The sequence below is a fragment of the Pseudomonas sp. FW305-7 genome, assembly GCF_058786735.1.
On record NZ_JBYSZA010000039.1, the window covers coordinates 17,903 to 31,578 of the forward strand.

A 13,676-nucleotide genomic window follows, 5' to 3' on the forward strand; every position below is an offset into this window, starting at 1 on the left:
TAAAACCCCGGCTCTCAGCCCACCCGCGCCATGCAATGCTCGATCAACGCCTCAAGCTCGCGCTGATAATCCTGCATGAACGACTCCATAGTGCTGGCCCGATAACGCTGAGTGCTGTAGATGCAACGCAGCGCCAACTGACCGTCGTACACCTGGCCGACAACCTCCAGCCAGTTGCCCAGATTGGCTTGCAGGCTGTAGTTGTCGCCGGTTTCTTCCAGCGCCGGCACCAGCAAGGCCTGCTCATCGAAGCTCTGGTCGAACTGCCCCAGATAGTTGAACGTCACCCGTGCCTGCGGCAGGTCGGCCAATTGGCGGGCCAGTTGCGGGCCGGCCAAGTGACGCAACACCCCGTAGCCGATTCCTTTCTGCGGAATGGCCGCCAACTGCGCCTGCACGTTGATGATCGACGCACCGATGTCCGCGCTGTCGGGAGTGAGCCGGACCGGGAACATGCTGGTGAACCAGCCCAGGCTGCGACTCAGATCGATGTTCTCGAACAGGTCCTCGCGGCCGTGCCCTTCCAGCAAGATCAACGCCGACGGCTGTTCGCTCCAGCGACACAACGCCCGGCTCAGGGCCGACAGCAGCAAATCGTTGATCTGCGTGCGATAGACCGCCGGTGCCTGCTTGAGCAACTGCTCGGTATGCTCGCGGGACAACTTGAGTCGCGCCTGAGCCTGGTGACGCACCTGATTCTTGCCGCGACGGTTGTCGCATGGCAGATCGATGCCCGGCTGATCCAATTGCTCCAGCCAGTAACCCAATTCCTGCTCGGCAATGATCGGCGCCTGCTCCTGCAGGGCTTCGGCAAATGCGCGATAGCTGCTGGTACGGATCGGCAATTGCGGTTCGATGCCGATCACGCAAGCCTCGTAGGCGACCTTCAAGTCGTCGAGCAAAATCCGCCACGACACCGTGTCGACCACCAGATGGTGGATAACCATCAACAGCCGCGCCTGGCCGTCCGGCAAGGCGATGTGCACCACACGCCAAGCCGGTCCATCATCGAGTTTGAGGCTGCGCTGAGTGAGGTTCGCCAAGGCCTCGACCTGCTCGCTGCTCTCGACTTCACGGCGCCACAGCAACGTCTCGCGGCGCTCGGTTGGTGCGGCATAGCGCTGCAACCAGCGCCCGCCTTCCTGACAGAAGCGCAGGCGCAAGGCGTCGTGATGGTTTTCGATCCAGCCCAACGCCTGTTCCAGGGCATCCAGATCCAGCGTCTGACGCGCACTCAGCAAAAACGACTGGTTGTAGTGATGAGACTCGGCCATGCCTTCGCCAAAGAACCACTCCTGAATCGGCAGCAGATTGAACAACCCTTCACTGGCCACATGGGTGAGGTCCACCGACGGTTGCGCGGTGGCGGCCTTCACCACGTCCTGCTCGACGATGCCAGCAATGGTCTGATAGCGCATCAGATCGCGCAGCTTGAGGTCCATCTGCAGGGTCGGGTGGTTCCTGACCCGGGAAATCACTTGCAGGCTCAGGATCGAGTCGCCGCCCAGTTCGAAGAAGTTGTCGCTGATACCGACCTGCTCCACCTGCAACACCTGCGACCAGATCTGCGCCAGTAACTCTTCCTGCTGATTGCGCGGGGCAACGTATTCCTCGCTTTTGAATTCCGGCTCGGGCAATGCCTTGCGGTCGAGCTTGCCGTTGGGAGTGATCGGGAAGGCACTGAGGCAGACGATCTGCGCCGGCACCATGTATTCCGGCAAGGTGCTGCGCAGACCGGCCTTGAGTTCTTCACCCAGTTGCTGGCCGGCGTCGGTGACGACGTAACCGATCAGTTGCTTGCCGGAGGCGTTGTCCCGGGCGATCACCAAGGCGTCGCTGACCTGCGCCAGTTGCCGCAGGCTGGCCTCGACTTCACCGAGTTCGATACGGAACCCGCGCACTTTGACCTGATGGTCGATGCGACCGACGTAATCGACCACGCCGTCCTGGCGCAAACGCACCAGATCGCCGGTGCGGTACAGCCGCTCGCCGCTGGCATACGGATTGGGCACGAAGCGTTCGCAGGTCAGGTCTGGCCGCCCATGGTAACCACGGGCAACCCCATAGCCACCGATGTACAACTCGCCGGCGAAACCTGGCGGCAGCGGATTCAGTTCTTCATCCAGCACATACAGCGAACGAGCACCCACCGCTCGGCCGATCGGCGCATAGGCTGCTTCACACTGCTGGCTCACCGGCACTTTCCACAGCATCGGCGTGACCACGGTTTCCGTCGGGCCGTAGCCGTTGGTGAAGTACTCGGGACGCAGCGCCGCCTTGACCTGTTCGAAAGTCTGGTCCGGCACCGCATCGCCGCCGAAGCAATAGATGCGCACCGGTGGCGGTGCAATTGCGCTGGCGGCGGCGTACTCGGCCAGTTGCTTGAGGTAAGCCGGCGGGAAGCAGGCGATGGTCACGCCGTACTCGTGCAACGCCTGATAGGTCTGCTCCGGCGTCCACAGGCAACCGTCGCGCACCACCAGCCGGCCGCCGCTGTACAGCGTACTCAACCAGCGCTCATGAGCACCGTCGAAAGCGAACGACATGAAGTGCAGCTCGCAACTGCGGTTGTCCATTTCATACAGTTTGGCGATGGCCTGACAGTGCATGCTCAGTGGTCCCTGAGTAACTGCCACGCCTTTTGGCCGTCCGGTGGAACCCGAGGTGTAAACCAGATAGGCCAGCCCTTGCTCCAGCACGCGACGCACCGGCGCTTCATCGCCATAGCGGGATTCGTCGAGGTGATCCAGCTCAAGGCGCAACAGGCCTTCGGGCGCCGGCAACGCCGCCCGCAGGCTGCTCTGGGTCAGCAGCAGCGCCATGCCGGAATCTTCGATCATGTACACCAGACGCTCTGGCGGGTAATCGATGTCCAGCGGCACATACGCTGCGCCGCTTTTGAGCACGGCGAGGAAGCTGACGACCATTTCCAGTGAGCGCGGCAGTGCCACGCCGATCACTACTTCCGGCCCCGCGCCATGCTCGATCAAGCAATGGGCCAGACGGTTGGCCCGTCGTTCCAGCTCGCCGTAGCTCAGGCTCAGCCCGGCGCATTGCACCGCAATGGCCTCGGGCTGACTCAGTGCGTGTCGGCTGATCAGCTCCGGCAACAGCTGCGATTGGTGCTCCGCCGCCGGTTCGGCGCTCCAGGCTTGCATCGCCTGCCATTGTTCAAGCGACAGACGCTGCAGGTTACCCAGGCGTTCGTAAGGCGCGCGCATCATCGCCTCAAGGGTGTTTTCCAGGGTCAGGCGAATGCCTTCCACCGCCTCGGCACTGAAGTGGCTGCGCAGGTACAGGTATTCAATCGACAGTTCGTCGCCGAGCATCACCGCCAGGTCCATCGGCACGTTCGTCACGTCATGTCCGATGGATTTGCCGAAGCTCAGGCCGGTATCGTTGTCCTCTTGCAGGCGATCATCGATCGGGTAGTTCTCGAACACGATGATGCTGTCGAACAGCGCCTGCCCGCCCAGGCCGGACCAGCGTTGCACGTCTGCCAGCGGAGCCTGGGAATGGTCGCGTATATCCAGGTTGTAGGCCTGGATCCGGTTCAGCCAGTCTGCCAGAGGCTGATCCGGTTCCAGCGTCTGAATGATCGGCAACGTGTTGATGAACAGACCCAGCATGTTGCCGACATTGGGCAAACTCTCGGGACGCCCGGAGACCGTAGCGCCAAAGGTCACGGTGTTTTTTCCGGTGTAGCGCTGCAACAGCAGCAACCATGCGCCCTGGATCAACGTGTTCGGCGTAATCCGCAGATCGCGACAGAACTGCAGCAGACGACCGGTCTGTTGCATGTCCCAACGCGAGTAAATGGCGTTGTGGCCGGGTTCATCCGACACATGCCGAGGGTGGATGGCCTGGCTCAACGCCGTCGCCTCGGTGACCGGGGCCAGCCGGGCTTTCCAGAACAGCTCCCGGGCATCTTGGTCCTGGGATTGCAACCAGGCGATAAAGTCGCGGTAGCGACCGTTCTCAGCGCTGATTTCACCCTTGGCGTAGTGCTGGATCACCTCACCAAACAGCCGCGAGCTGCTCCAGCCGTCCATCAGGATGTGGTGACTGGTCCAGACCATCTGATACTGATCTTCAGTGCTGCGAATCAACAACACTCGCTGCAGTGGCGCCTGGGTCAGCTCGAAGCCTCGCGCGCGGTCCTCGGCGGCCCGCGCGGCGATGTCTGCCTCGCTGGCGTCGCGATCGCGCCAGTCGAGCACCTGCAAATCGAGCGTCGCCTGACGCTGGACAACTTGCAGCGGTTTGGCCAAGCCATCGTGCCAATGGAAGCTGGTGCGCAGGATGGCCTGACGCTCGATGACCGCCTCCCAGGCCTTGCGGAAACGCTCAACATCCAGACCGCCCACCGGCAAACTGATCTGATTGACGTACAGGCTGGAACCATTGTCCGACAAGGTATGGAACAGCATGCCCTCTTGCATCGGCGACAGCGGATAAATGTCTTCGATCCGGGACGGGGCTACCGGCAAGGCGTCCAGTCGGGCCTGATCCAGCTGCGCCAGCGGGAAGTCCGAAGGCGTGACGCCGTGGCTGTCCGGCTGGCAGCAATGCTCGATCAGCAGCTCCAGCTCCCGGCCGTACTCTTCGGCCAGGTGTTCGATGGTCGAGGCGTTGAACATGTGCGTGCTGAATGACCAGCCGACACTCAACTCGCCGCCGTACACTTGGCCATTGAGCGTCAGCCAATTCCCCAGCAGCGCATCGTTACTGTGTTCTGCACCCTTGAACTCATCGGCCGGCACAAACAAGGCACCGCTCTGGCTATCGAAGCTACCGTCAAACTGGCCCAGATAATTGAAGGTGATACGCGGTGTCGGCAGGGTCCGCAGCGACGCCTGGCAAGCCTCGTCACCCAGATAACGCAGCACACCGTATCCAATGCCACGATCGGGAATCGCGCGCAGTTGCTCCTTGATTTGCTTGATCGAGCCGGCCAGCTCCTGGGTCGGAGTCAATTTGACCGGAAACAGGCTGGTGAACCAGCCGACTGTGCGGGTCAGATCGAGTCCGTCGAACAAATCTTCACGACCATGGCCTTCGAGCTGAATCAGCACCGACGACTGTTCGCTCCAGCGGGCGATCACCCGTGCCAGCGCCGTCAGCAGCAGGTCGTTTACCTGTGTGCGGTAAGCCGCCGGGGTCTGTTGCAGCAGTCGTCGGGTCAAGGTTGCGTTCAGGCGACTGTAAAGCGTCATGGCATGGCGACTTTGCAAGCTGCCCTGAGGGTTATCTTGCGGTAGCGGCGCGTCGTCCGAGCGCTGCGCCTGCCAGTAAGGCAGTTGCTCAAGCAGCGATTCACTGCGGGCGTGACGTTCCAATTGCTCCGCCCAATGCTTGAAGGACGTGGTCTTGGCCGCCAATGCCAACGATTCGCCGGCCAGTAACTGACGGTAGCTGCCCTGCAAGTCCTCCAGCAGAATCCGCCAAGACACACCGTCGACCACCAGGTGATGAACGATCAACAACAAGCGCTGTTCGCCCTCAGGCAAATCGAACAACACCGCGCGCAACAACGGGCCTTGTTGCAGATCCAGGCTGCGCTGGGCTTGTTCGGCGACGCGTTGCAGGTGGGCGGCATCGCTGACCGTTTCCTGCCACAACGGTGACAGGCGCTGTTGTTCCACGTTTCGATAGCTTGCCGACCAACTGCATGGCGTGTGTGTAAAGCCCAGGCGCAGGCCGTCGTGATGATCGATCAGCGCGTGCAAGGCCTGTTCAAGCGTCTCGGCCACCAGAGGGTTTAACGGTTTGAGCAGCACCGACTGATTCCAGTGATGGCGTTGCGGCAAGGGCTGTTCGAAGAACCATTGCTGAATTGGCAGTAATGGTGTCTCACCTGTCACCGGGCCTTGATCGGTTGGCGTCAGGGCTTTGCCGATCTGCGCGACAGTGGCCAGCCCCTGGACGGTCTGCTGCTGGAACAGATCCTTGGGTGTAAAGCTGATTCCCTGCTGACGCGCCCGGCTCACCACCTGAATGGAGATGATCGAATCGCCGCCCAGGGTGAAGAAGTTGTCGGTCAAGCCGACCCGTTCGAGTTTCAGAATGTCCTGCCAGATCCCGGCAATCTGCTGTTCCAGCGCGGTGCGAGGCGCCACATAATCGCGCTGCGACTGACTGGCATCCGGTGCCGGCAGCGCCTTGCGATTGAGTTTGCCATTCGGCGTCAACGGCAGTTGTTCAAGGAACAACCACTGCGCCGGCACCATGTAGTCCGGCAGATGCGCCTTGAGGGCGGTCTGCAGCGCTCCACTCAAGTCGTCCTGTTCTTTGAGACTGAGGCCGCTATCACTTGGCACCACATACGCCACCAGTTGCTGACCAATGTTGCCATCCACCGCCAACACCACACCGTCACGCACGCTGTCCTGAGCAAGCAAACGCGCTTCGATTTCACCCAGTTCGATACGGAAGCCGCGCACCTTGACCTGATGATCGATGCGGCCGACGTATTCGATCCGGCCGTCATCGCTGAAGCGAGTCAGGTCGCCGGTGCGGTACATGCGCTCGCCAGTGGTCGAGAATGGATTGGGCAGGAAACGTTCAGCGGTCAGGCCCGGGCGGAACAGATAACCACGGGTGATGCCGTCGCCGGCCAGATACAGCTCCGCCGCCACGCCAATCGGCGCTTGTTGCAATTGGCCGTCGAGCAAGTACGCCGTGGTGTTGACCAGCGGCCGGCCAATGTTCGCTTGGCCACCGAGTTCACGGCGGGTGCAGGTCGAATACGTGGTGTCTTCCGACGGGCCGTACAAATCATAGACATGCTCTACCGCCGTCTCGCGGTAGAGGGTATCAACCAGCGTCTGCTTGAGCGGCTCGCCGGCGAGGTTGATGATGCGCACGCCCGGCGGAATTTGCCCGGTGCGTTGCAGCGCGGCAATCGCCGACGGCACGGTGTTGATCAGACGCACCTGATCGCGCTCGGGCAAGTCCGGCAGCTCCAGGGCATTGCGTGCCATGACGAGCGAACCGCCGCGTGCGAGGGTGACGAAAATCTCCCACACCGACAGGTCGAAGCACACCGACGTCGACGCCAGCACACCTTGCAGATCGTCTTCGCTGTAGACCTCGGCGGACCAGTGAATCAGCGCCTGCACGTTGCGGTGGGCGATGGCCACGCCTTTCGGCTTGCCGGTGGAACCGGAGGTGTAGATCACGTAGGCCAGATTGGCGGAGTCGCCGCGCACACCCGGATTGTCGGAAGACTGCTCGGCAAATGCCTCACCGCCCGCCTCGACCAGTACCACCTGCGCATCCGTCTGCGGCAGTTGTGCCAGCAGCGACTGCTGCGTCAGCAAGACTTTCGCCTGACTGTCGTCGAGCATGTAGGCCACGCGATCAGCCGGGTAATCCGGGTCCAGCGGCACATAAGTGCCGCCGGCCTTGAGCACCGCCATCAAGGCGATTACCAGCTCCGCCGAACGCGGCATCGCCACGCCCACGCGGACTTCCGCACCGACACCCAAGGCCAGCAGATGATGCGCCAGTTGGTTGGCACGTTGATTGAGTTCGGCATAGCTCATGGCGGTGCCGGCGTGACTGAGTGCCGGTGCTTGCGGATGGGCTGCGACGCGCAGTTCAAAACTCTGCGGGATCAGTCGTTCAGCGGGATACGCGCCCTGATTGTCGTTCCATTGCGCCAAGGTCTGGCGTTCGGCGAGAGGCAACAGGCCGATCTCACCAAGCAGACGTTGTGGCACCTCGATGAACTGCCGCAACACTTCTTCAAGATGGCCTGCCAGGCCCAGCACGCTGTGTTCGGCAAAGTGCTCGGTGAGGTAGTTGAAGTCCAGGTTCAACACGTCGCTGGCCCCGGCGATCAGGGTCAGACCGTAGTTGGTTTGCTCGCGATGCTCCAGGCCACCGAAACGCAGTCCGCCCGGATTGGCCTCCAGCGCTTCGGACACCGGATAGTTTTCAAACACCAGCAACGTGTCGAACAGCGCTTCGCCGCTCAACTGAGCCAGACGCTGGATGTCCTGCAACGGGGTCTGCTCGTAGTCACGCAGCAACAGGTTCTTGTCCTGCACGCTGCGTACCCAGTCGCCGACGCTGAGCGTGGCGTGCGGGCTGGCGATCACCGGCAAGGTGTTGATGAACAGTCCCAATTGTTGCTCGATGCCCGGCAGATCCACCGGACGCCCGGACACCGTGGCGCCAAACGCTACGGTGGCCTGGCCGGTGTAGCGCTGCAACACCAACAGCCAAGCGGCTTGCACCAGACTGTTGAGGGTCACTTGCTGCTGACGGGAGAAACTGTTCAGGCGCTGAGTGAAGGCTGCGTCGAAATGCAGGCGATGCATTTGCTTGCCCGGGCCCGGCACCGTACGCCCGTGGCAGGCCGAAGCCAACCGGGTCGGCTCGTCCAGTTCGGCCAGTTGCCCGCGCCAGAAATTCTCTGCGGCGGCCTTGTCCTGACCTTGCAGCCAGACCAGGAAATCACGGTAACGGCCCTGCGCGCTCGGCACCGGCTGACCGGCGTAATCCCGCAATACCTCGCCGAACATCCGCGAGTTGCTCCAGCCATCCATAAGGATGTGGTGGCAAGTGAAAATCAGACGGTGGCGGTCATCGGCCGTGCGCAGCAGGCACAGACGCAGCAGCGGCGGATTCTGCAAATCGAAGCCGCGTTCACGGTCGGCCTGCGCCCGCGCTTCGAGCACGGCCGGCAGGTCCGTCACACCGCGCACATCCACTTCCGGCATTTCCAGGGTCAACTGGCGATTGATCACCTGCAGTGGCGCATCGAGACCGTCGCGGCCCCAGATGAAACCGGCGCGCAACACTTCATGGCGATCCACCACGCGTTGCCAGGCCTGCTGGAAACGCACCACGTCGAGGCCGTCGATGTCGAGCAGCATCTGATAGACATAGGCGCTGGCATCGGCGTCGTACAGGCTGTGGAACAGAATGCCTTGCTGCATCGGCGCCAGCGGATAAATGTCCTCGATCCGCTGGGCAGCCATCGGCAGGCTGTCCAGATGCGCCTGCGACAACCCGGCCAACGGCACATCCGACGGCGTCAAACCGCCACTCGGATGGTTCAGGCAATGGTCGATCAACTCACCCAGCGCCACTTCATAAGCGCGGGCCAGGGCGTTGATGGTGCTTTCCTCAAACACATCGCCACTGTAGGTCCAGGTCAGGCTCAACTGGCCCTGATAGACCCGGCCATCAATGGTCAGCCAGTTGGCCATCGGCGCGTTTTCGTCCTGGCCGGCGCCCTTGTCTTCGGTGGCCGGAACCCACAGGGCGTCGTCATCGAAGTTGTTGTCGAACTGGCCGAGGTAGTTGAACGTCACCTTCGGTTGCGCCAGTTCGTTCAATGCCGCTTGCGACTCGGCGCTGCCCAGATGACGCAGCAAACCATAGCCGATGCCTTTGTTGGGGATCGCGCGCAGTTGCTCCTTGATGCCTTTGATCGAGGTTTCGAGACTTGCGTCCGGGGTCAGGCGCACCGGGAACATGCTGGTGAACCAGCCCACCGTGCGGCTGAGGTCGAGGTCATCGAAGAGGTCTTCACGACCGTGACCTTCCAACTGCACCAAGGCACTGTCGGTGTTGGTCCACTGACACAACACTCGGGCCAACGCGGTCAACAGCAGGTCATTGACCTGGGTGCGATAAACCGCCGGCGCCTGTTGCAACAACTGACGGGTGCGTTCGGCATCAAGACGCGTGTCGACGCTGCGCTCGAAACGGTTGCTCAATTGGCCCTGCGGATTGTCCAGCGGCAGCGCAACCGATACGTCGCGCAGTTGCCCGTGCCAGTAATTCAGTTCGCTTTCCAGTTCGGCGCTGCGGGCATGACTTTGCAGACGCTCGCCCCAATCCTTGAACGCACTGGTCTTGGCCGGCAGACGCACGACCTGACCGCTGCTCAGTTGTTGATAGGCGGTTTGCAGGTCTTCCAGCAGGATCCGCCATGACACGCCATCGACCACCAGGTGATGGATCACCAGCAGCAGACGCTGACTGGCGTCCGGCAAGTCGACCAACACCGCGCGAATCAGCGGGCCATCGAGCAGATCGAGGCTGCGTTGCAAGTCCAGGCAAAGCGCTGGCAATGCAGCGCTGTCGTCCAGCGCGACCGTGCGCAGCAGGGCTTGCGCCTGATTCGCAGGTGCGTGGCTCTGCTGCCAGCCATCGTCGGTCTGGCGGTAACGCAGGCGCAAGGCGTCATGATGACGTTGCAGGTGCAACAGCGCCTGCTCCAGCGGCGCCGGTTGCAGCGCGGTGGCCGGGGTCAGCAGGATCGACTGGTTCCAGTGATGCCGAGCCGGGATGTCGCTGTTGAAAAAGTAATGCTGGATCGGTGTCAGCAGCGCGTCGCCGAGCACATCACCCTGCTGCATCTGCACCGCGTCGCTCTGTTGCGCGACGGTCGCCAGACGTTGCACGGTCTGATGCTGAAAGATGTCTTTGGGGGTAAAGCGAATGCCCGCCTGACGGGCGCGGCTGACCACCTGAATCGAAATGATCGAATCGCCGCCCAACTCGAAGAAGTTGTCATTGAGCCCGACACGCTCGACCTTCAACACGTCCTGCCAGATCTCGGCCAGACGCTGCTCCAGTTGGTTACGCGGCGCGGCATAGGCTTCCTGCACTTGCGCAACTTCCGGGTGCGGCAGTTGCTTGCGATCGAGTTTGCCGTTGGCCGTCAGCGGCAGGCGCTCAAGGAACGCCCAACTGACCGGGACCATGTAATCCGGCAGGGTTTCGCGCAAATGCGCCTTGATCGAATCACGCAGTGCGCCCTGCCCTTCGGCGTCCAGCACCTCGTTGGCGACGATCCAGGTCGCCAGTTGCTGACCGCTGAGACCGTCGACCGCCAGCACCACCGCTTCGCGCACGTCAGGGTGCTTGAGCAGTTGCGCTTCGATTTCGCCCAGTTCGATACGGAAACCACGGATCTTCACCTGATGATCGATCCGGCCGATGTACTCGATCACGCCGTCGCCACGCAGCCGCGCCAGGTCGCCGGTGCGATACAGCCGCTCCCCCGCCTGCGGGTTGAATGGGTCGGGAACGAATCGCGTGGCGGTCATGCCGGCCTGATTCAGGTAACCCCGGGCCAGACCGGCACCGGCGATGTACAACTCACCGATGCAGCCTTGCGGCACCAGGTTCAGCGAGCTGTCGAGCAAGTACCACGACAGGTCGACAATCGGCTCGCCAATCGGGCTGCTGTGGCTTTGCTGCAGATCGTCCATCGACAATGGACGATAGGTCACGTGCACCGTGGTTTCGGTGATCCCGTACATGTTGATCAGTGTCGGTGCGCGGTCGCCGAAACGTTCGAACCACGGGCGCAGGCTCTGCACTTCCAGCGCCTCGCCGCCAAACACCACGTAGCGCAATGCGTTATTGCGCGGCGACTCGCTGGCGATCTGCATCAAGGGCTTGAACGCCGACGGCGTCTGGTTCAGCACGGTGACGTTTTCATCGCACAACAGGGTGTAGAAATCTTCCGGGGAACGGCTGATGTCATGGGGCACCACCACCAGTTTGCCGCCGTACAACAGCGCCCCGAAAATCTCCCAGACCGAGAAGTCGAAGGCGTAGGAATGGAACAGCGTCCAGCTGTCCTGCGGGCCGAAATCGAACCAGTGCTCGGTGGCGCTGAACAGGCGCATAACGTTGCCGTGCGGCAGCAACGCGCCTTTCGGTTTACCGGTGGAACCCGAGGTGTAGATGACGTACGCCAGACTGTCCGGTGTGGTCAGGCAGACCGGGTTGGCTTCGTTGCCATGTTCTGGCGCCTGATCCAGATCGAGACACGCCAGCCCCGGTGGAACCGGCAGTTGCGCGAGCAGATGGCCTTGGGTCAGCAGCAGGTCGATGCCGCTGTCCTCGATCATGTAGCTCAAGCGATCATCCGGATAGCTCGGGTCCAGCGGCACGTAAGCACCACCGGCCTTGAGCACGGCGAGGATGGCGACGATCATGTCCAGCGAGCGTTCGACCGCGACGCCAACGCGCACGTCCGGCCCCACGCCACGGCCGATCAGCGTATGCGCCCACTGGTTGGCGCGGCGATTGAGTTCGGCGTATGTCAGGCGCTGCCCGGAATAAGTCACGGCGACCGCGTCGGGATGACGCTCGGCCTGCACTTCGATGGCTTGATGGATGCACTGCGACAGCGGTTGCTCGATGCGCTCAGGATTCCACTGCGCGAGCAATTGTTGCTGTTGACCGGCATCGAGCATCGGCAACTGGCCGATGCGCTGCGTCGGCTCGGCAACGATGGCCCGCAGCAGCGCGTTCCAGTGCTGTGCCAGACGCTCGATGGTCGCCGCGTCGAACAGATCCGTGGCGTACTTGAGCACCGCTTCAATGCCATGCGCCTGTTCGGTGGTGTTGAGGGTCAGGTCGAACTGCGCGGTCTGGCTTTGCCATTCCAGCGGTTCGATGCTCAGGCCATTCAAACGGGTTTCGACGCTCGCACGGCGCTCGGCCTGATGGTTGAACATCACTTGGAACAGCGGGCTGTGACTGAGGCTGCGGCCCGGCTCCAGCGCTTCGACCAGTTGCTCGAACGGCAAATCCTGATGGGCTTGCGCCTCCTGCGCGGTCTGTTTGACCTGACGCAGCAGATCGACAAAAGGCATCTGCCCGTCAATGTCGGCCTTGAGCACCTGAGTGTTGACGAAGAAGCCGATCAGCCGCTCAATCTCCACCCGGCCACGGTTGGCATTCGGCACGCCGACGCGGATATCGGCCTGACCGCTGTAACGATGCAACAGTGCCTGGAACGAAGCCAGCAAGACCACGAACAGGGTGACGTTTTCCTGGCGGGCGAAGGCCTTGAGCGCATTGCTCAGCGCCGGGTCGAGAATCAGGTTGTGACTGGCGCCGGCGAAGCTTTGCTCGATGGAGCGCGGGCGATCCATCGGCAGTTCCAGCACCGGTTGCTCGCCGCCGAGTTTCTCCTGCCAGTAAGCCAATTGCCGCTCCTGCTCACCGGCCTCCATCCACTGCCGTTGCCACAGGGCGTAGTCGGCGTATTGAATCGGCAAGGCCGGCAGACCGGCGTCGTGACCGAGGTTGAAACCGGCGTACAACTGCACCAGCTCCTCGATCATCACTTGCAGCGACCAGCCATCGGAGACGATGTGGTGCAGGGTCAGCACCAGCACGTGGTCATTCGGGTTGACTTGCAGCAGCGCTGCGCGCAATAGCGGGCCGTGCTGCAGGTCGAAAGTTTTCTGGCTCTGAGTCTGCACGAACGCTTGGATAGAGGCATCCGGGTCGTTCGCCAGCTCAGCGCTCAGTTGATGGATCTCCAGCCCAAAGGGGCCTGCGGGCAGGACCACTTGCAAGGGTTGCGCGGTTTCCTGAGTGAACACCGTGCGCAAGGTTTCGTGTCGCTCGATCAGCGCCTGAACGCTGCGCTCCAGCGCGCTGACATCCAGCGGCCCCTGCAAACGCAGGGCCGTCGGAATGTTGTAGGCCGCGCTGTGCGGCGCCCACTGCCAGAGAAACCACTGGCGCTGCTGAGCGTAGGACAGCAGCAACGGCTCTTCAGCCGTGCGCTTGAAAACCGGAGCAATGTCAAAGAGGTTGACGCCTTTCTGCTTGAGCAGAACCGCCAGAGCCTTTCTTTGCTTAGCCGAAAGTTGTCCTACCGACTCGATTAACTCTTGCACGCG

1 protein-coding gene is annotated in these 13,676 nt (G+C 62.0%); it reads right to left on the reverse strand.

The genetic code is table 11. The features are described 5' to 3' along the window. Positions 1 to 14 precede the first annotated feature (14 nt). Complete coding sequence (locus tag AC3WMT_RS28510) at positions 15 to 13,673, reverse strand: non-ribosomal peptide synthase/polyketide synthase (RefSeq protein WP_103306721.1); 13,659 nt, start codon at positions 13,671 to 13,673, stop codon at positions 15 to 17. Positions 13,674 to 13,676: the final 3 nt, after the last annotated feature.